This window comes from Bradyrhizobium sp. (assembly GCF_004799405.1).
Lineage (GTDB): Bacteria > Pseudomonadota > Alphaproteobacteria > Rhizobiales > Xanthobacteraceae > Bradyrhizobium.
Window position 1 is genome coordinate 19,524 of sequence record NZ_SSMW01000011.1, and the last position, 18,454, is coordinate 37,977.

The 18,454-nt window shown below is 63.4% G+C and carries 20 protein-coding genes and 1 other RNA gene; 6 read left to right on the forward strand and 15 right to left on the reverse strand.

Going from position 1 to position 18,454, the window contains the following annotated elements:
* Positions 1-146: 146 nt before the first annotated feature.
* The 7 genes from ilvC to miaA all read right to left on the reverse strand — a co-directional run bounded on the left by ilvC (position 147) and on the right by miaA (position 7,195).
* The gene (gene ilvC, locus E7813_RS02645) at positions 147-1,166 is read right to left on the reverse strand and encodes a ketol-acid reductoisomerase (protein ID WP_291570579.1); all 1,020 of its coding nucleotides are present in this window, start codon (positions 1,164-1,166) and stop codon (positions 147-149) included.
* Between the two features lie 145 nt (positions 1,167-1,311).
* Positions 1,312-1,914 (reverse strand): LysE family translocator, encoded by a 603-nt coding sequence (locus tag E7813_RS02650; protein WP_291570581.1) that lies wholly within the window; start codon positions 1,912-1,914, stop codon positions 1,312-1,314.
* A gap of 7 nt (positions 1,915-1,921) precedes the next feature.
* Complete coding sequence (locus tag E7813_RS02655) at positions 1,922-2,827, reverse strand: EamA family transporter (RefSeq protein WP_291570583.1); 906 nt, start codon at positions 2,825-2,827, stop codon at positions 1,922-1,924.
* Positions 2,828-2,838: 11 nt separating this feature from the next.
* Positions 2,839-3,534: a class I SAM-dependent methyltransferase gene (locus E7813_RS02660; protein ID WP_291570585.1), complete on the reverse strand. Its 696-nt coding sequence runs from the start codon at positions 3,532-3,534 to the stop codon at positions 2,839-2,841.
* Positions 3,535-3,537: 3 nt separating this feature from the next.
* The gene (gene ilvN, locus E7813_RS02665) at positions 3,538-4,080 is read right to left on the reverse strand and encodes an acetolactate synthase small subunit (RefSeq protein ID WP_291570587.1); all 543 of its coding nucleotides are present in this window, start codon (positions 4,078-4,080) and stop codon (positions 3,538-3,540) included.
* A gap of 59 nt (positions 4,081-4,139) precedes the next feature.
* Entirely contained in the window at positions 4,140-5,915 is a 1,776-nt protein-coding gene (locus tag E7813_RS02670) for an acetolactate synthase 3 large subunit (RefSeq protein WP_291570589.1), read from the reverse strand.
* Positions 5,916-6,241: 326 nt separating this feature from the next.
* A complete protein-coding gene (gene miaA, locus E7813_RS02675) occupies positions 6,242-7,195 on the reverse strand; it encodes a tRNA (adenosine(37)-N6)-dimethylallyltransferase MiaA (protein WP_291570591.1) in 954 nt (317 codons plus the stop codon).
* A 5-nt stretch (positions 7,196-7,200) separates the two neighbouring features.
* Between miaA and serB the strand changes: the two genes are divergently transcribed.
* On the forward strand, positions 7,201-8,094 hold the full coding sequence (serB, locus tag E7813_RS02680) for a phosphoserine phosphatase SerB (protein ID WP_291570593.1): 894 nt from the start codon (positions 7,201-7,203) through the stop codon (positions 8,092-8,094).
* A 176-nt stretch (positions 8,095-8,270) separates the two neighbouring features.
* On the opposite strand, the gene E7813_RS02685 is transcribed toward serB, so the two are convergent.
* From E7813_RS02685 to E7813_RS02720, 8 genes are all read right to left on the reverse strand, one after another.
* Positions 8,271-9,767 (reverse strand): DegQ family serine endoprotease, encoded by a 1,497-nt coding sequence (locus E7813_RS02685; RefSeq protein WP_291570595.1) that lies wholly within the window; start codon positions 9,765-9,767, stop codon positions 8,271-8,273.
* A 188-nt stretch (positions 9,768-9,955) separates the two neighbouring features.
* On the reverse strand, positions 9,956-10,156 hold the full coding sequence (locus E7813_RS02690) for a DUF2065 domain-containing protein (RefSeq protein ID WP_291570597.1): 201 nt from the start codon (positions 10,154-10,156) through the stop codon (positions 9,956-9,958).
* A 93-nt stretch (positions 10,157-10,249) separates the two neighbouring features.
* Complete coding sequence (gene hflC / locus E7813_RS02695; protein WP_291570599.1) at positions 10,250-11,173, reverse strand: protease modulator HflC; 924 nt, start codon at positions 11,171-11,173, stop codon at positions 10,250-10,252.
* On the reverse strand, positions 11,170-12,327 hold the full coding sequence (gene hflK, locus E7813_RS02700; RefSeq protein WP_291570601.1) for an FtsH protease activity modulator HflK: 1,158 nt from the start codon (positions 12,325-12,327) through the stop codon (positions 11,170-11,172). Before hflK ends, hflC begins: the two co-directional genes overlap by 4 nt.
* 164 nt (positions 12,328-12,491) lie before the next feature.
* Positions 12,492-13,022, reverse strand: coding sequence for a dihydrofolate reductase (locus E7813_RS02705; RefSeq protein ID WP_291570603.1), 531 nt, complete (start codon positions 13,020-13,022; stop codon positions 12,492-12,494).
* Positions 13,019-13,813, reverse strand: coding sequence for a thymidylate synthase (locus E7813_RS02710; RefSeq protein ID WP_291570605.1), 795 nt, complete (start codon positions 13,811-13,813; stop codon positions 13,019-13,021). The genes E7813_RS02705 and E7813_RS02710 overlap by 4 nt, the downstream gene beginning before the upstream one ends.
* 141 nt (positions 13,814-13,954) lie before the next feature.
* Complete coding sequence (locus tag E7813_RS02715) at positions 13,955-14,488, reverse strand: chromate transporter (RefSeq protein ID WP_291570607.1); 534 nt, start codon at positions 14,486-14,488, stop codon at positions 13,955-13,957.
* Positions 14,485-15,087 carry a chromate transporter gene (locus E7813_RS02720; protein ID WP_291570609.1) on the reverse strand — a complete coding sequence of 201 codons (603 nt, stop codon included), beginning with the start codon at positions 15,085-15,087 and terminating at the stop codon, positions 14,485-14,487. Before E7813_RS02720 ends, E7813_RS02715 begins: the two co-directional genes overlap by 4 nt.
* 97 nt (positions 15,088-15,184) lie before the next feature.
* Between E7813_RS02720 and ssrA the strand changes: the two genes are divergently transcribed.
* The 5 genes from ssrA (at position 15,185) to E7813_RS02745 (ending at position 18,440) form a co-directional block, all read left to right on the forward strand.
* Positions 15,185-15,543, forward strand: a transfer-messenger RNA (tmRNA) gene (gene ssrA, locus E7813_RS02725).
* A gap of 162 nt (positions 15,544-15,705) precedes the next feature.
* A complete protein-coding gene (locus E7813_RS02730; RefSeq protein WP_291570610.1) occupies positions 15,706-16,209 on the forward strand; it encodes a ClpXP protease specificity-enhancing factor SspB in 504 nt (167 codons plus the stop codon).
* A 105-nt stretch (positions 16,210-16,314) separates the two neighbouring features.
* Positions 16,315-17,733, forward strand: a complete 1,419-nt coding sequence (gene fumC / locus E7813_RS02735; RefSeq protein WP_291570612.1) for a class II fumarate hydratase — start codon at positions 16,315-16,317, stop codon at positions 17,731-17,733.
* Between the two features lie 270 nt (positions 17,734-18,003).
* Positions 18,004-18,192 (forward strand): DUF4169 family protein, encoded by a 189-nt coding sequence (locus E7813_RS02740; RefSeq protein WP_291570614.1) that lies wholly within the window; start codon positions 18,004-18,006, stop codon positions 18,190-18,192.
* The gene (locus tag E7813_RS02745; RefSeq protein ID WP_291570616.1) at positions 18,189-18,440 is read left to right on the forward strand and encodes a ribbon-helix-helix domain-containing protein; all 252 of its coding nucleotides are present in this window, start codon (positions 18,189-18,191) and stop codon (positions 18,438-18,440) included. Before E7813_RS02740 ends, E7813_RS02745 begins: the two co-directional genes overlap by 4 nt.
* Positions 18,441-18,454: the final 14 nt, after the last annotated feature.

Here is an 18,454-nt window from a genome sequence, read left to right on the forward strand (position 1 = left end):
GACGGCTTCATGCCGGACAGTTTGCTTCAGGTTTGTTGTCGGATGCGACGATAGCAGGCGCGCCGGTCGACTGAAAGCGACCGGCGGCCGAGAGCGATTTGTCGCGAGACGCGTGTGCGGTGCGGCAATCAGCGCCGGAACGCGTCTCAGTTCCTGGTCTTGTCGACCAAAGCACCCTTCTTGATCCACGGCATCATGTCGCGGAGCTTGGCGCCGACTTGCTCGATCGGGTGGGTTGCGAGCTTGGCGCGGGTGGCCTTGAACGAAGTCTGGTTGACCTTGTTCTCCAGCATCCAGTCGCGCGCGAACCTGCCGGACTGGATGTCGTTGAGCACGCGCTTCATCTCCTTCTTGGTCTCTTCGGTGACGATGCGCGGGCCGGAGACGTATTCGCCGTATTCGGCGGTATTGGAGATCGAGTAGTTCATGTTGGCGATGCCGCCTTCATAGATCAGGTCGACGATCAGCTTGACCTCGTGCAGGCACTCGAAATAGGCCATCTCGGGCGCGTAGCCGGCTTCGACCAGCGTCTCGTAGCCGCCCTTGATCAGTTCGACCAGGCCGCCGCACAGCACCACCTGTTCGCCGAAAAGGTCGGTCTCGCATTCCTCCTTGAACGAGGTCTCGATGATGCCGGCGCGGCCGCCGCCGATGGCGGAAGCGTAGCTGAGGCCGAGGTCATGGGCGTTGCCCGAGGTGTCCTTGTGGATCGCGATCAGGCAGGGCACGCCGCCGCCGCGCTGGTATTCCGAGCGCACGGTATGGCCGGGGCCCTTCGGCGCGATCATCAGCACGTCAAGATCGGCGCGCGGCTCCAGCAGGTTGAAATGCACGTTGAGGCCGTGCGCGAACAACAGCGCCGCGCCGTTCTTCATGTTGGCGTGCAGATGATCGCGGTAGATGTCGCCCTGCAATTCGTCCGGCGTCAGCATCATCATCACGTCGGCCCACTTGGCGGCCTCGGCGACTTCCATCACCTTGAAACCGGCGGCCTCGGCCTTCTTGGCGGACGCCGAGCCCTTGCGCAGCGCGATGGCGACTTCCTTGACCCCGGAATCCTTCAGGTTCAGTGCATGGGCATGGCCCTGGCTGCCGTAGCCGACGATGCAGACCTTCTTGCCCTTGATCAGGTTGAGGTCGGCGTCGCGATCGTAATAAACACGCATGGTCGTTTCCTTTTAAGTTGCCGCAGTAGGCCGATTGATGAGGCGTCGTGATCGTCGGGACCGCCGGTCGCCTGCAAATTTCCGGCGTTGTCTAGAGCATTTTCTCCCCGAGGGGAAACCCGTTTCTGCATGGCACAAGGCCACGTCATGCCTCCATGAAGACCGGATAGAGCGAGGCCAGCAGCAGCATGGCCATCACGATATTGAAGGCTCGCACCATCCGGGGCGAGGTCATGAACGAGCGCAGCGAACTGCCCGATAGCGCCCAGGCCGACGTGGCGACCACGCCCAGAACGAGGTTGACTGCCACCTGGATAACGATGTTCCAGGGGAAACTGGCAATGCCGGCATAGGCGGTGATGGTGCCGATCACCATGACCCAGCCCTTGACATTCACCCACTGGAACATCGCCGCGCCCCAGAAGCTCATCGGACCGCGCCGGTTGTCCTGTCCCGGCGCGACCGGCTCCGCCAGAGCGATCATGGCCGCCAGATAGACCAGATAGGCCGCGCCGGCATATTTGAGGACGGTTTGCAGCAGCGGATAGGCGATGAAGACGGTCCCGAAGCCGAGCCCCGCCACTGCGACCATGAAGGCGCAACCGATCGTGATACCGGCGATCTGGGGCAAGGTGCGGCGAAAGCCATAGGTCAGTCCCGCCGACAGCGACATGATGTTGTTCGGCCCCGGCGTGAAATACATCACGGCGGCGAACACGACAAAGGCGACGAAAAGCGGCTGCGACATCTGGCACTCAGGCGATTTCCGGCAGAATTTGCTTCGACGCGGCTGGTTCTGTTCCGGCTTGCGGCCGCTTCGACAGCAGCATGATGGCGATGCCGCAGACGACGATGACCATGCCGGACAGCCGCAGCGGCCCGAACCGTTCGCCGAACACGATGCTGGACGCCGCGGCGCCGACGAACGGCACCAGCAGCGCGAACGGCACCACTTGCGCGGCGGTGTAATCGCGCAGCAGGCGGCCCCACAGCCAATAGGCGATGCTGGTGGAAATTCCCCCGAGGCACAGCATGCAGACGAGGCCGGTCAGCGACATGTGCCACAGCGCATGCCAGGTCGCCTCCGGTCCGTGGACCACCAGCGTCAATGCGAACAGCGGGATCGCGGCCACCAGGCACAGCCAGGCAAACAGGTCGAACATCCGCACGCCCTGGGCCCGGCGCAGCAGCAGGTTGCCGATCGCGAAACTGATCGGGCAAACCATCAGCACCGCGAAGGCGCCGACCGAAAAATCATAGCCGACGGTGCCGCAGATCATCAGCAGGCCGATGGCCGCGATGACGATGCCGGCGGTCTGGCGCGCCGTCGGCAGCTCCCGGAACGCGATCGCGGCAAAGCCGATGGTGAACAGTGCCTGGCTTTGCACGATCACGCTGGACAGGCCGACGGGAACGCCGTGCGCGATGCCGTAGGCCTGCGCCAGGAACTGGCCGAGAAACAGCGTGAAGCTGATCGAGATCAGGATCGGCCACGAAACCTTCGGCCGCGGCACCAAGAGGCACGGCAACGCCGCGATCGCGAACCGCAGCGCCGTCATCAGTTCCGGCGAAAACTCGTCGAGCGCGATCCGGCTTGCGACAAAGGCAAGTCCCCAGATCGCCGCGACCAGGACGGCCAGGAAAACGTCGGCTGGCTTCATCGACGTCCGTCCTAGCTCTGCTCGCCGGATTTCGGTTTCCGCAAATGGTAGGTGCCATGCAGCGGCGCATGATAATCGGCCGAGATCAGCGTGAAGCCGACGTCGGTCAGCATGCGCTCGATCACCCAGCCGAAGGTCGAATACTCGTCGCGCATATGGGTAATCACGCTGTCGCGCGCAAAACCGTGGTTCTTGATGTTGAAGTCGGCCCACGCCTCGACGCTGCGTTCGGGACTGTCAGGCATGCTGACGAACACGATGTCGCGCAGGAAGAAGCAGGCGCCCGGCTTCAGCGCGCCGTAGATCCGCGACAGCGCCACCGCTTTCCAGAAATCCGGCAGGTGATGCAGCGCGAACTCGCTGACGACGAGGTCGTAGGAATTGGGCTGATAGGCGAAACTCAACAGTCCCGCCGACTGGGTCCGAATCGCGACCTTGCGGTCGCGCGCCTGGATTTCGGCGAGCGCCAGCATCGCCGGCGAGATATCGATGGCGTCGACCTCGGCCCCCAGCTGGGCCGCCTCGCAGGCCAGCACGCCGTTGCCGCAGCCGATATCGGCTATCCGCCAGCCGGGCTGCACGCCGAGCATGGTCAGCACCGCACGGGCGCGGGCGTCGCTGTCATCGTGGCGGTCGCAGATCGAGGCGACCGCGGAATCCAGACCGAGCTGCCGCCGTTCGCTGTAATACCAGTCGCGCGCCAGCATGATTCACATCCCCTCGGGTCCGCGCGCGATGGCGGCAACCCCGGTGCGCGAGACCTCGACGAGGCCGAGCGGGCGCATCAGGTCGATGAACTGGTTGATCTTGGCGGAGTTGCCGGTGATCTCGAACACGAAGCTCTCGGTGGTGGCGTCGATCACCCGGGCGCGAAACGCCTCCGCCAGCCGCAGCGCCTCGACGCGATGCTCGCCGGTGCCGCGCAGTTTCACCATCGCAAGCTCGCGTTCAATCGAGCGGCCGGACAGCGTCATGTCGACGACCCGATATACCGGAACCATGCGGTCGAGCTGGTGCTTGATCTGCTCGATCACCATCGGCGTGCCGGTGGTGACGATGGTGATGCGGGAGACGTGCTTCTGGTTCTCGGTCTCCGAGACGGTGAGGCTCTCGATGTTGTAGCCGCGCCCGGAGAACAGCCCGATCACGCGCGCGAGCACGCCCGGCTCGTTTTGCACCAGCACCGAGAGGGTATGCGCCTCGATCGGATCATGGCGCTCTTCCATGAAGTAGGCGGATGCGGGCTGGTTCATTGCAAATCCTCGTCGTTGTCTCGTTCGCGGTGCCCGGCCTTGGTGCCGGACATCGATCCTCACACCAGCGCCTTGCCGCCGGCAAAGGCCGCGGCGGTGGCTTCGTCGTTGGCTTCGGCCGGCAGCAGCATTTCGTTATGCGCCTTGCCGGACGGGATCATCGGAAAGCAATTCTCCAGCGCCGCCACCCGGCAATCGAACAGCACCGGACGCTTGACGTTGATCATCTCCTTGATGGCGCCGTCGAGATCGCCGGGCTTGATCGCCTGGATGCCGACACAGCCGAAGGCTTCCGCGAGCTTGACGAAGTCCGGCAGCGCCTCCGAATAGGTGTGCGACAGCCGGTTGCCGTGCAGCAGTTGCTGCCACTGCCGCACCATGCCCATGTACTGGTTGTTCAGGATGAAAATCTTGACCGGCAGCTCATACTGGATCGCGGTCGACATCTCCTGCATCGTCATCTGCACCGAGGCATCGCCGGCGATGTCGATCACGAGGCTGCCCGGATGCGCGACCTGGACGCCGATCGCCGCCGGCAGACCGTAGCCCATGGTGCCGAGACCGCCCGAGGTCATCCAGCGGTGCGGCTGCTCGAAGCCGAAGAACTGCGCCGCCCACATCTGGTGCTGGCCGACTTCGGTGGTGATGTAGACGTCACGCCCACGCGTCGCCTCGAACAGGCGCTGAATCGCGAATTGCGGCAGGATGACATCGCTGTTCTTCTTGTAGGACAGCGAATTGCGCGCGCGCCATTTTGCGATCTCCTGCCACCAGGGCCGGATATCGGGCTTTTTCGCTTCCGCCTTGAACACCTGCAGCAGGTCGCCCAGCACGTTGCCGGCGTCGCCGATGATCGGAATATCGACGCGGATGTTCTTGTTGATCGAGGACGGGTCGATGTCGATATGGATTTTCTTCGAGCCGGGCGAAAATGCATCGATGCGCCCGGTGATGCGGTCGTCGAAGCGGGCGCCGACGCACAGCATGGCGTCGCAACCGTGCATCGCCATGTTGGCTTCGTAGGTGCCGTGCATGCCGAGCATGCCGAGCCAGTTCTTGCCCGACGCCGGATAAGCGCCAAGGCCCATCAAGGTCGAGGTGATCGGAAAGCCGGTGGCTTCGACCAGTTGGCGCAACAGTTTCGAAGCCTCGGGGCCGGAATTGATGACACCGCCGCCGCTGTAGATCACCGGGCGCTTGGCGGAGGCCAGCAGCGCCACGGCTTTCCTGATCTGCGACGCGTCGCCCTTGACCCGCGGCGCGTACGACACGTGCACGTCCGACTTGCGCGGCGGGTGATAGGTGCCGACCGCGAACTGCACGTCCTTGGGCACGTCGACGACCACAGGCCCGGGACGGCCCGTGCTGGCGACGTAGAACGCCTCGTGCAGCACCTTGGCCAGATCGTTGACATTGCGCACCAGCCAGTTGTGCTTGGTGCAGGGCCGGGTGATGCCGACGGTGTCGCATTCCTGGAACGCGTCATTGCCGATCAGGTGCGTCGGCACCTGCCCGGTGATGCACACCAGCGGGATCGAATCCATCAACGCGTCGGTCAGCGGCGTCACCATGTTGGTGGCGCCCGGCCCCGAGGTCACCAGCACCACACCCGGCCGTCCGGTCGAGCGCGCATAACCTTCCGCAGCGTGGCCGGCGCCCTGCTCGTGCCGCACCAGGATGTGCTCGACCTCGTCCTGCTGAAAAAGCTCGTCATAGATCGGCAGCACCGCTCCGCCGGGATAGCCGAAGATATGCTTGACGCCATGATCGATCAGCGCGCGGACGATCATCGCTGCGCCGGTCATCTGGTTCGGATCGTGGCTCTTGTCGCTCATGGCTGGCTCCGGCTGCGCTTTTGTCAGCGGCTTGCTTTAGTTGAGACTGGTTCAGTTCGGCTCGCGTCGTTCGGTTGGATTTTCAGAAAATAAAAAAGGGCCCAAGAGGCCCCATGCACACCGCCCGAATGTGGATGGCCTAGCCATCCCCGGCGGTGCGCCTGGGTACGACGACGATAAGGAGTTTGGTAATTTTATTACGCATTGGATGGCTCAGACTTCCCAAAGGTTGCGCGGAACATACAAGCCACGCCCTGAAAGTCAAGGGAGGCGGTGGTCTGCGCTTCAAACCAGAGCTTAGCGGGGTTCCGGGGGTTTTTCCACTGTCATTCCGGCATGGTCCGAAAGACCAGACCCGGAATGACGGTCTCCAGCCATCGCCCTACAGCTTCCGGTCTGACCCATTCGAATTCAGGCAGTTGGTGCCGGAACCAGGTGAACTGCCGCTTGGCGTAATGACGGGTGTCGGCACGTCCGATCGCGGCCGCCTCCTCCAGCGCGATCTCGCCCCGCAGGTGCCGGATCAGCGCCGGCACGCCATGGGCCTTCATGGCCGGCAACAGCGGGTCGAGCCGCCACGCCGCCAGCGCTGCGACCTCCTCCAGTGCCCCCGCCATCAGCATCGCCTCGAAGCGCGCATCGATCCGCGCGTAAAGCTGGTCGCGATCGACCTCGAGAAACACCGCGCGGAACCGACCCGGTGGCAACAGCGGCGGCAATCCCTCGCGATGCCAGTCGGAGAGCGAACGCCCGGTAGCCTCGACCACCTCCAGCGCACGCGCGAGCCGGGTGCGATCGCGCGGCTTCAGCCGTTCGGCGGACGCGGGATCGCGCCGCGCCAGTTCAGCCTGCAGCGCCTCGACGCCGTCGCGCGCCAGCCGTGCTCGCACGCTTTCGCGGATCCCGACAGGGATCGGCGGCACCGCCGACAGACCCCGCGTCAACGCCTTGAAGTACAGCCCCGAGCCACCGGCAAATATCGGCAGCCGGTTTTGCGCGCGTGCTTCGCCGAGCGCCACCGCGGCATCGGCTACCCAACTGCCGGCGGAGAAATTCACCGCGGCATCGACGTGACCATAGAGCCGATGCGGCACGGCCGCCTCTTCCTCCGGCGTCGGCCGCGCCGTGATAATCCGCAGGTCGCGATACACCTGCATGGAATCGGCGTTGATGATGACGCCGCCGGTTGCCTTCGCCAGCGCAAGCGCCAGCGCCGACTTGCCGCTGGCGGTCGGCCCTGCGATAAGAACGGCGCTGCGGTTTTCCTCAAGCGAATTCACGTCACATGTCTCTCGTCGCCACGCTCATTTGCAATCCTGCCGACCCCGCGCTCGATTCAACGATCGTCGATGGCGCGTGCGCCGTGCTTCCCTCACCCGCTCCCCCGCAATGGCTGTTCGACGAAGTCGCGGTCGATATCCCGTTCACCGGCAGCGAGGCCATCGCCGCCATCGTCGCCCGCCTGCGCGAGGCGCGAGGCGACCTGCCGATCGACATTGTCGTGCAGCCTCAGGCGTTCCGGCGCAAGAAACTTTTGCTGGCCGACATGGATTCCACCATGATCGGCCAGGAATGCGTCGACGAACTGGCGGACTTTGCCGGCCTGAAGGCACATGTCGCAGCTATCACCGAACGCGCGATGCGCGGCGAGATCGAATTCGAACCGGCGCTACGCGAACGCGTCGCGCTGCTCAAGGGCCTGTCGGCCAGCGTGGTCGACCAGGTGCTGGCCAAGCGCATCACGTTGACGCCGGGCGGCCGCGAATTGGTCGCGACCATGCGCGCCCACGGCGCCTACACCTGCCTGATCTCGGGCGGGTTCACGCTTTTTACCAACGCGGTCGCGGCGATGATCGGCTTCCAGGAAAATCGCGCCAATGAATTGAAGATCGAGGACGGCAAGCTCACCGGCGAGGTCGCCGAGCCGATTTTGGGCCGCGCTGTCAAACTGGCAACCTTGGTCGAGCTGCGCGAATCCTTCGACCTCGACAATCTCGATACGCTGGCAGTCGGCGACGGCGCCAACGATCTCGGCATGATCGAGAATGCCGGCCTCGGCGTCGCCTACCACGCCAAGCCCGCGGTCGCCGCGGCGGCGGCCGCGCGGATCGATCACGGCGATCTCACCGCGCTGCTTTACGCGCAGGGATATCGGCGTGAGGAGTTTACGGGAGAATAATTCCAACCTCGCCCCGCTTGCGGGGAGAGGTCGGCGCGTAGCGCCGGGTGAGGGGGACCATCCGCGAGTCCGGCTGATGAGAGAGCCCCTCACCCCGACCCTCTCCCCGCATCCGCCTTCGCCCGAAGGCGGGCTTCGACGGACAAGAGCGCGGGGCGAGGGAGAAGAACCGTCGACTACTGCACGCTCAGCGCCACGAACCGCAATTCGCCGTCGGCGTTCGACACCAGCAGCAGGACGGATTTCTTGCCGTCTTTCTTCAACTGGTCGACCCGCTTCTTGACGTCGGCGGCGTTGGTCACCGCCTCCTGCGCCACCTCGACAATGACCTCGCCCGCGCTAAGCCGCTTTTCAGCGGCGTCGGAAGAACCATCGACATTGGTGATGATGACGCCCTTGACGCTGTCCTTGATCTTGTAGCGGCTGCGCAGGTCCTTGCTGAGGCTGGCGAGATCGAGGCCGAGCGCCTTCTGCGTCATGGTCTTTTCGGCGGGCTCTTGCGTCTTGACCGAAGCCGGCACCGCCTTGTCGCCATCCTCGAGGCGGCCGAGCGTGACCTGTTTGGTCTGCTCCTGGCCCTTGCGGATGACGACGACGTCGACGGTCTTGCCGACCGTGGTGTCGCCCACCACGCGCGACAGATCCTTTGGCTCCTTGATATCCTTGCCGTCGAACTTGATGACGACATCGCCGGGCTCGATGCCTGCGGGTTTTGCCGGTCCCTTGTCCTCGACACCTGCGACCAATGCGCCACGCGCGGGTTTGATGTTGAGGCTTTCGGCGATCTCGTCGGTCACCGGCTGGATGCGGACGCCAAGCCAGCCGCGGCGAAGCTCACCGAACTGCCTGAGCTGATCGACCACGCCGGCGACCGTCTTCGAGGGCACCGCAAAGCCGATGCCGATCGAGCCGCCGCTCGGCGAGATGATCAGGGTGTTGACGCCGATCACTTCGCCGTCGAGATTGAACAGCGGTCCGCCGGAATTGCCGCGGTTGATGGCGGCGTCGGTCTGGATGTAATTGTCGTAGGGACCCGAGCTGATGTCGCGGTTGCGCGCCGACACGATGCCCGCCGTCACCGTGCCGCCGAGGCTGAACGGATTGCCGATCGCGATCACCCATTCGCCGAGCCGCAACTTGTCGGAATCGCCGAACTTGACCGCGATCAGGGGCTTGTTCGGCTTGAACTTGAGCACCGCAAGATCGGTCTTCTTGTCGACGCCTACCAGCTCGGCCTTGAACTTGGAGCCGTCGTTCATGATGATGTTGATCTCGTCGGCGTCGGCGATGACGTGATTGTTGGTCACGACGATACCGGAGGTGTCGACGATAAAGCCGGAACCGAGCGAGTTGGTCTTGCGCGGCTGCAGGTCACCGCCCTTGCCGCCACGGCGGTTCTTGAAATCATCGAAGAATTCCTCGAACGGCGAGCCCGGGGGCAATTGCGGCATCGCGCCACTGCCCTCGCCGCCGCCACCGCCGGACTTGGCCTCCACCGTCTGCGATGTCGAGATGTTGACCACTGCGTCGATCACCTTCTCGGCGATATCGGCAATGCCGTCGGGGCCGCGTGCGAAAGCCGGCGCCGACATGAGAACGCTCGTTGCGCCAAGGCAGATCGCGGCCAACCACGGGCGCAGGCGATGGCTCAAGGCTGGAATCGCACCGGTCATGTCTGATCTTTCTCCGGAAAAACAGGTCGGAATTTGAACGCCACAGTGCGCCCGAACGGGGTTACGGCGCAAGCATTTGGGCGGGACATTTCGTTCACAAGAATGCTGTTGAATACGGCGAAAAACCGGCGGCGCCGCTCACGATGGCGTTGATCCCACAGTGTTTTCCGCAGAAGCTAACCGGCCGATCAATGCCGGACCAGCCATATCAGGATCAGCCCGGCGACCGCGGAGCCGAGGCCGACTGCCCGAAGAATATTGTCCGGCGTCGCCAGCGCGCTTTTCATGGCCCGGCGCATCCAGCCCGGGCTTGCCGCGAACAGCAGCCCTTCCAGCACAAACAGGATTCCCAGACCGATGAGGAAGTCGGCGAACGCTATGGACCTCATCGAACTGGAACCTCCCCCATGTGAACTTGTTTTGCTTTTATTATCCGGCCGAAGCGAGGTTTCGCTCCGCCCTGTCTTGTCAGTTCACGATTCCTACGGCTTCGGTGCGACTGCAGGTGCGGCAGCCTGTGCCGGCGCAGCCGGCGATTTGCCGGACGAATTACTGAAGAACTTGAAGAAATCGGAGTCGGGCCGCAGCAGGAATCGGGTGTCGTTGCTCTTCAGGCCGTTCTCGTACGCCGTCATCGAGCGATAGAACGCGAAGAAGTCGGGATCCTTGCCATAGGCCTCCGCGAACAACCGGTTGCGTTCGCCGTCGCCATCGCCGCGCACCTGTTCGGCGGTCGAGTTGGCTTCGGCGACGATGACGGTGGCTTCGCGGTCGGCGTTGGACCTGATCTCCTGCGCCTTCTGGCCGCCCTGGGCGCGGAACTCGGCGGCTTCGCGCTGCCGCTCGGTCTGCATGCGCTGGTAGACCGCCTGGCTGTTTTGCTCCGGCAGGTCGGCCCGCCTGATCCGCACGTCGACCACCTGGATGCCGTAGCCGCCGGCTTCGTGATCGAGCTGGTCGCGAATTCGTCCCATCAGCGCTTCGCGTTCGTCGCGCACCACCTGGATGAAGGTGACCTCGCCGAGCACCCGGCGCAGCGAAGCGTTCAACAGCGTCGTCAACTGGATATTGGCGGCCTGGATCGAGCCGACGCTCTGATAGAATCGCAGCGCATCCTTGATGCGGTAACGCGCGAAGGCATCGACCACCAGCCGCTTCTGGTCCGACGCGATCACTTCCTGCGACGGGTTTTCGAGATCGAGAATGCGCTTGTCGATGTCGATCACGGTATCGATGAACGGCGCCTTGAAATTCAGACCGGGCTCGGTCACCACCTTGACCGGCTCACCAAGCCGCACCACCAGCACCTGTTCGGTTTGCGCCACGGTGAAGACCGAGCTGTAGACGACGATAAGGACGATCAACAGCACCAACAGCGCGGCAATACCTGTAACCGGATTCCTCATCGCGTGGCTCCGCTCGGCTGTTGCGGCTGACCCGTTGTCGGAGCCGGCGGGCGTCGTGGCGTCAACTCGCTCAAGGGCAGATACGGCACGATGCTTTGCCCGGACGACGAACCGCCGCCGTCATAGACCAGCTTCTCGGAACTGCCGAGGATGCGCTCCATGGTCTCCAGATAGATGCGCTGCCGCGTCACGTCGGGGGCCTTCTTGTATTCGTCGTAGACTTTCAGGAAGCGCGCGCTCTGGCCCTTGGCCTCGGCGACCGCCTGCTGCTTGTAACCCTCGGCGACCTGCAGGATTTGCGCGGCGCGCCCCTTGGCGTCGGGAACGACACGGTTGGCATAGGTCTGGGCCTCGTTCTGCAGTCGCTCGAGATCGGCGCGCGCGGCCTGCACGTCGCGGAACGAATCGATCACCTGTGCCGGCGGATCGACCTTCTGCATCTGCACCTGCTGTACTAGGATGCCCGAGCCGTAGCCGTCGAGCGTCTTCTGCATCAGTTCCTGCACAGCCAGTTCGTTGGCGGTGCGGGCACCCGTGAGGATCGGCTGGATGTTGGATTTGCCGATGACTTCACGCATCGCGCTTTCGGCGACCGCTTTCACGGTGCCCTCGGGGTTCTGGATATTGAATAGATAATCGGCGACGCCTTTCGGCTTGATGCGCCACAACACGGTGAAATCGACGTCCACGATATTCTCGTCGCCGGTCAGCATCAGGCTTTCTTCCGGCACGTCGCGCATGGTCCTGCCGCGGCGCGCCGGATCGTCGATCAGCGTCATGCCAATGCTCAGCGTCGAGACGCGCAGCGCCTTCGGCAACAATACCTGCTCGATCGGAAACGGAAGATGGTAGTTCAGCCCGGGCTGGGCATCGCGCACATACTTGCCGAAGCGAAGCACGACGCCGAGTTCTTCGGACTGAACGCGATAAAATCCGGACATCAGCCAGATCGCGGCCACCGCGAGCAGGATGATCGCGATGCCGATGCCGCTGAAATATCCGCCGGGCAACAGCTGCTGAAGCCGGTCCTGGCCGCGGCGCAGCAGGTCTTCAAGATCGGGCGGCCTTGGTCCCACCGACTGCGGGCCGGAGCCCCACGGCCCTTTCGGACCCGAACCCCATGGACCTCCTCCGCCTTGATTCTTCCACGGCATCGACAGTCTCCTCCGCGGGCTTAAGGGCTGAACGCCCGGGCCTCGCAATAGCTTTCACGGCTTTATAGGGGACCGCCCGGGCCCTTACAACGCGGCTTCTCGCCCGAAGCAGCTATGCCCGAACCGGTAATTGTCAATGTAAACCTCGTCCAACGCAGTTAATGCTACTTTCGTCGGCGATATGTCACATAGGAAAAGTCGGCGTTGTCGTCCGGACCGGCCGAATTCCGCACGCGCGCGACCTCTTCCCAGTGCGCAGGCTCGATTGCGGCCAGATACGTATCGCCGTTCGGCCGGGCATGAACTTCGGTGATTTCCAGTCGGTCGGCGATGCCGATCCATTGCGCGTAAATTTCCGCGCCGCCGATCACGGCGATTTCGCCTGCCGAACGCCGCAGCGCATCGCCGGTCGCGACCGCGCGGGCATCGGCGAACGACGTCGTCACCACCGCGCCCGCGGCGCGGAAATCCGCATCGCGTGTAACCACAATATTGGTTCGTCCGGGAAGCGGCCGCCGCAGCGAAACGAAGGTCTTGCGGCCCATCACCACCGGCTTGCCGAGCGTCATCGTCTTGAGGCGCTGCTGATCGGTCTTCAGCCGCCACGGAATAGTGCCGCCGGAGCCGATCACGCCGTTGTCGGCAACTGCGACGATGAGGACGATTTCCGGACCAACGTCGACCGTCGCGGTCACACCGCGACCTCGGCCTTGATGTGCGGATGCGGATCGTAGCCTTCGAGCACGAAGTCCTGGTAGCGGAACGCGAAGATGTCCTTCACCGCGGGATTGATTTTCATCACCGGCAGCGGGCGCGTCGGACGCGTCAGTTGCAGCCGGGCCTGCTCAAGGTGATTTAAATAGAGATGCGCGTCGCCGAGCGAGTGAACGAAGTCGCCGGGCTTCAGGCCCGTCACCTGCGCGACCATCATGGTCAGCAACGCATAGGACGCGATATTGAAGGGCACGCCGAGAAAAACGTCGGCCGAGCGCTGGTAAAGCTGGCACGACAATTTGCCGCCCGCGACATAGAACTGAAACAGGCAATGACAGGGCGGCAACGCCATCTTGTCGACATCGGCCGGATTCCACGCGGTTACGATCAGACGCCGCGAATCCGGGTTGCGTTTGATCATGTCGATGACATTGGAGATCTGGTCGATGCTGCGCCCGTCGGGCGCCGGCCACGACCGCCATTGCGAGCCATAGACCGGGCCGAGGTCGCCATTGGCATCGGCCCATTCGTCCCAGATCGAGACGCCGTTATCCCTGAGGTATTTGATGTTGGTGTCGCCGGCGAGAAACCACAGCAGTTCGTGCACGATCGATTTCAGCGGCAGCTTCTTGGTGGTCAGCATCGGGAAACCCGCGGCCAGATTGAAGCGCATCTGGTGTCCGAAGATCGACAGCGTGCCGGTGCCGGTACGGTCGCGCTTCTCCGCGCCGTCGCTGAGGATCCGTTCAAGCAGATCGTGATACTGATTCATGGCGTGACGTTGTGAACCCCTGGGAACGGGCGAAACTAGCGGTCGGAGCGGCCGGTCGACAGCGGCGATTCGGCTGATGCCACCGATTATACCCGGAAAAATGACTATCCGGCCTATAAACGGCAAGGGCAGGATCCAGGGTCAGATAAGCCCGGCAAAACCCAGGCAGCCGCCGGCCAGCAGCAGCCAGAACGGATTGAGCCGGGTCGCAAAGGCAAGCCCCGCGGCGGCAACCGTGAACAGGGCGGCCGGCCAGGCCCGATCCGAGGTCTGCGCCAAAATCAGGCCGCTGGCGGCCATCAACCCGATCGAAAGCGGAACCAGCGCGGTCTGAATAAGGGCGGGCCAGCGCGAATGGCTCGATCGCCTGAGCAGCCGGCTCACATAATAAGCGAGGATCGCGGTCGGGCCGCACATCGCAAGCGTTGCCACCAGCGCTCCGGCAATGCCGCCGACGGAATAGCCGATCAGGGTCACGATCAGCACATTCGGTCCCGGCGACAACTGCGATATCGCAAACACGTCGGCGAATTGCTTGTCGGTCATCCAGTGCTGAACATCGACCGCCACCCGGTGCATTTCCGGAATCGCGGAATTCGCGCCACCCACCGCAAACAGCGACATCAACCCGAACGTCCATGCCAGCGTCAGAACAGGGTTGCCATCCGGATTCATGCCGCGGCCCGCCGGCGCATGACATAGGTGATGGCGATGCTGACCGGGATCGCCGCCAGCAATACGGCGGCCAGCGGCAGCCGCAATATGCCGATGGCGACGAACACGGCGGCCATGACGACCAGCGCGACCAGATCGCGGCGCTTGACCAGCGGCGTCATCATCCGGAACACCACGGAAAACAGCAGGCCGACCGCCGCGCAGGACACCCCGGCCAGGATATGCCGCAGCGCTTCGATTTCACCGAAGCGCTGATAGAGCGCGGCCAGGATCGTCATGATGACCACGGGCGGACCGAGCAGCCCGGTGAAGGCGGCGATGCCGCCGAGAACGCCGCGAAACCGCGATCCGAACACCATCGTGAAATTGACGATGTTCGGGCCGGGCAGAAAATGGCACAGCGCGAAGGTTTCGTTGAATTCGTCGGCGGTCATCCAGCGGTGCTTTTCGACGATGCCGCGCCGCGCAAAGGGCAGCACACCTCCGAAGCCCGCGACCGACATCCCGGCGAACGCCACGAACAGGTCGACCAGTCCGGGCGGCGGTGATGTCAGGATATCGGGCGCCGGAACGGCGGCCGGCGGCGAATCCGGGGGCATCACCGAGATTTAGAACGGCGGCTCCGCAAGGCCAACCCAAATTCGGCGTATTCCACCCCTGCGGGAGGCGTTCCGGGCCCGAATAGGCCTTTCATGGGCTCTATTTTTCTCAACATTTGGGCCCTATATTGAGGGGGCCGGTTCGCCGGCTATGGAAATAAATTGCCGTCGCAATAAACCGTTCGGACCCGGGGGCAGCACCCGGCGCCTCCACCCAAGCCCGCCCGCGAAAAGCGCGGGTTTCGGCGGGGGCGAAACAGGATCGACGAGGGCGTAAAGGGCGTGTTTTTTCCCGGTATGGTTCCGCCGTTATCGGGCTATGCAATAGTTGCAAACGACAACTATGCTCCGGTTGCTCAGGCCGCGTAAGCGGTTTGAAAAACCAAGTCTAAAGTCCTGATGGGTTAAGCTCCATTTGGCGGGGTTCGGAGGCACCTGGCAACAGAAGCCTCCACTTCATTTGTGTCAAAGTCGGCCATTGTGCTGGAATTTTCACCACCGGCGGCAACGACTGCTGACCTTGCGCCGCGACCGGGGTAGCATGCGCAAAGGCCGCGAGTCGGGCCACGGACCAGCCGCCGATTCGCCGGTGGCAACTGAACGCGACAGGATCGACCAATGGCGACCGACCACATCCGATACGACGTACTGGCGCGCGATGCGTTGCGCGGGATGCTGCGCCGCGTATTGACCGACGCCGCCGAACACGGCCTGCCCGGCGAGCATCATTTCTTCATCACCTTTTTCTCCACCGCCGAGGGCGTCAAGCTGCCGCCGCGGCTATTGGCGCAGCATCCGCAGGAGATGACCATCATTCTCCAGCACCAGTTCTGGGACCTGACGGTGACGGAGGATCGCTTCGAGGTCGGCCTGTCGTTCGGTGGAATTCCCGAGCGCCTGGTGGTTCCATTCAATGCCATCAAGAGCTTCCTGGATCCGTCGGTGCCATTCAGCCTCGAGTTCCAGCCGGCCGATGAGGAAACACCGGAGGCAAAACTTCCGGCTGCTGCTGCGCCGGCAGCCCTGACGGTTCAGACACCCGCGGCCGAAAATCAGGACGGACCGGCAAAGCCGAGCGAGGGCGCCGAAGTGGTGCGGCTGGATCGCTTCCGCAAGAAATAATCCCGGCGCAATAAACGCGCATCACCGTGTAGAGTGAACATGCCGCGACCGCGCGGAACGGGCATCGCCCGGCTCCGGGGCGGCCTCGCGTAACGGACATGATTCATGGCTCGATCGGCAACTCCATCGCGACCCGGTTCTACACGCTCCGAGACCGACAGCTTCGGTCCGATCGAGGTCGCGGCCGATCGCTACTGGGGCGCGCAGACCGAGCGCTCCAGGCGGAATTTTCGTATCGGCCGCGACCGGATGCCGATTGGAATCGTTCACGCGCTCGGCATCGTCAAGCTGGCATCGGCGGAAACCAACCGCGAGCTTGGGCTGCTCGACCAGCGCCGCGCCCGCGCCATCGTCCGCGCCGCGCGCGAGGTGATCGACGGCAAGCTCGACGATCATTTTCCGCTGGTGGTCTGGCAGACCGGCTCCGGCACCCAAACCAACATGAACCTCAACGAGGTGATCGCCAATCGCGCCAACGAATTGCTCGGCGGCGAACTCGGCGCCAAGCGGCCGGTTCATCCCAACGATCACGTCAATATGAGCCAGTCGTCGAACGACTCGTTCCCGACGGCGATGCACATCGCGGCGGCAGCAAGCATCGTCGCCGATCTCATTCCGGCACTCGGCGGGTTGCTGCGCGCGCTGCGCAAGAAGCAAAAGGCATTCGCGCATATCGTCAAGATCGGCCGCACCCACACCCAGGACGCGACGCCGCTGACGCTCGGCCAGGAATTTTCCGGCTACGCCGCGCAGGTCGAAAGCGGCATCGCGCGGCTGCGCGAGGCGGTCAGGAATCTATATCCGCTGGCGCAAGGCGGCACCGCCGTCGGCACCGGTCTCAATTCCAAGCCGAAATTCGCTCGCCTGTTTGCCAGGCAGGTCGCCAAGCTGACCAAGCTGCCGTTCACCAGCGCGCCCAACAAATTCGAGGCGCTGGCCTCCAACGACGCCTACGTGTTCGCCCACGGCGCCATCAATTCGATGGCGACCGGCCTGTTCAAGATTGCCAACGACATCCGCCTGCTGGGTTCGGGTCCGCGTTCCGGCCTTGGCGAATTGATCCTGCCCGAGAATGAACCGGGCTCCTCGATCATGCCGGGCAAGGTCAACCCGACGCAGTCCGAAGCGGTGACCATGGTTTGCTGCCAGGTGTTCGGCAACCACACCGCTATCACCGTCGCAGGCAGCCAGGGGCACTTTGAGTTGAACGTCTACAAGCCGGTGCTGGCATATTGTATGATGCATTCCATCCAATTGATGTCGGATGTGGTGCGCTCCTTCACCGAGCATTGCGTCGAAGGAATACGCGCCGACGAAAAACGCATTCGGGAACTGATGGAACGCTCGCTGATGCTGGTGACCGCGCTGGCGCCGAAAGTCGGTTACGACAACGCCGCCAAGGTCGCGAAATCCGCCCACGCCCGTGGCACGACCTTGAAAGAAGAGGCTGTGCGGCTGGGCTTTGTCACCGCCGCGGAGTTCGACCGGCTGGTGCAGCCGGACAAAATGACACACCCCGGCTGATGCTCGCGAATCTATCCTCGGGACGCACGGCCTGTTGTTATGTTGTAGTTCATGACGGCGAACACGAAGGCCGCTCAGCTATCGCCGTTGCGCGAGGCCGTGTAAGAGCAAAAAAGTTTTCGTTTTCGGAAGGCGGAACATTTTTTTGATGCTATCACAGGGCGACCACGGGGATTTTCCGGGAATGACGACCGAGCCGACCTGTCGCGACCACTCACGCATTCGCAAAAGTGTCGTATGCCTCCAACTCGTCGCATCATGAGGACAGGCATGGGGGACATCGTCAGTCTGAAGCGGTTCAGGAAGCGCGCCGAGCGGCATCGATCGGAGCAACAGGCCGAAACCAACCGGGCGCGGTTCGGCCGTACCAAATCCGAACGCGCGATCGACGAACAGCGCGGCAAACGCGCCAGCGAGTTACTGGATCAGCATCGAATCGACGGCGAGGACGCGTCATGAAATCGCCTGTCGTGAAACGCTCGATCGTGGTCGGGGGTCACAAGACCAGCGTCAGCCTCGAAGAGGCGTTCTGGAACGGCATGAAGGAAATTTCGGGACTGCGCGACATGACGCTGTCCGAACTGGTGGGCGAAATCGACAGAAACCGCCAGCAGGGCAACCTGTCTTCCGCCATACGTCTGTTCGTCCTCGATTATTTCCGGACCCGCGCGATGTCTGCCACTGCGGAGCCGAAGCCGCAAGGCTAGCTGACGGATGTTTC

Coding starts and splice junctions, on each gene's coding strand:
- E7813_RS02730 (WP_291570610.1), top strand. CDS start 15,706: ATGGCGACCGACCACATCCGATACGACGTACTGGCGCGCGATGCGTTG.
- E7813_RS02690 (WP_291570597.1), bottom strand. CDS start 10,156: ATGAGGTCCATAGCGTTCGCCGACTTCCTCATCGGTCTGGGAATCCTG.
- hflC (WP_291570599.1), bottom strand. CDS start 11,173: ATGAGGAATCCGGTTACAGGTATTGCCGCGCTGTTGGTGCTGTTGATC.
- E7813_RS02745 (WP_291570616.1), top strand. CDS start 18,189: ATGAAATCGCCTGTCGTGAAACGCTCGATCGTGGTCGGGGGTCACAAG.
- serB (WP_291570593.1), top strand. CDS start 7,201: ATGTCTCTCGTCGCCACGCTCATTTGCAATCCTGCCGACCCCGCGCTC.
- E7813_RS02670 (WP_291570589.1), bottom strand. CDS start 5,915: ATGAGCGACAAGAGCCACGATCCGAACCAGATGACCGGCGCAGCGATG.
- E7813_RS02720 (WP_291570609.1), bottom strand. CDS start 15,087: ATGCCCCCGGATTCGCCGCCGGCCGCCGTTCCGGCGCCCGATATCCTG.
- E7813_RS02740 (WP_291570614.1), top strand. CDS start 18,004: ATGGGGGACATCGTCAGTCTGAAGCGGTTCAGGAAGCGCGCCGAGCGG.
- fumC (WP_291570612.1), top strand. CDS start 16,315: ATGGCTCGATCGGCAACTCCATCGCGACCCGGTTCTACACGCTCCGAG.
- E7813_RS02655 (WP_291570583.1), bottom strand. CDS start 2,827: ATGAAGCCAGCCGACGTTTTCCTGGCCGTCCTGGTCGCGGCGATCTGG.
- E7813_RS02650 (WP_291570581.1), bottom strand. CDS start 1,914: ATGTCGCAGCCGCTTTTCGTCGCCTTTGTCGTGTTCGCCGCCGTGATG.
- E7813_RS02660 (WP_291570585.1), bottom strand. CDS start 3,534: ATGCTGGCGCGCGACTGGTATTACAGCGAACGGCGGCAGCTCGGTCTG.
- E7813_RS02685 (WP_291570595.1), bottom strand. CDS start 9,767: ATGACCGGTGCGATTCCAGCCTTGAGCCATCGCCTGCGCCCGTGGTTG.
- E7813_RS02710 (WP_291570605.1), bottom strand. CDS start 13,813: ATGAATCAGTATCACGATCTGCTTGAACGGATCCTCAGCGACGGCGCG.
- E7813_RS02715 (WP_291570607.1), bottom strand. CDS start 14,488: ATGAATCCGGATGGCAACCCTGTTCTGACGCTGGCATGGACGTTCGGG.
- hflK (WP_291570601.1), bottom strand. CDS start 12,327: ATGCCGTGGAAGAATCAAGGCGGAGGAGGTCCATGGGGTTCGGGTCCG.
- ilvN (WP_291570587.1), bottom strand. CDS start 4,080: ATGAACCAGCCCGCATCCGCCTACTTCATGGAAGAGCGCCATGATCCG.
- ilvC (WP_291570579.1), bottom strand. CDS start 1,166: ATGCGTGTTTATTACGATCGCGACGCCGACCTCAACCTGATCAAGGGC.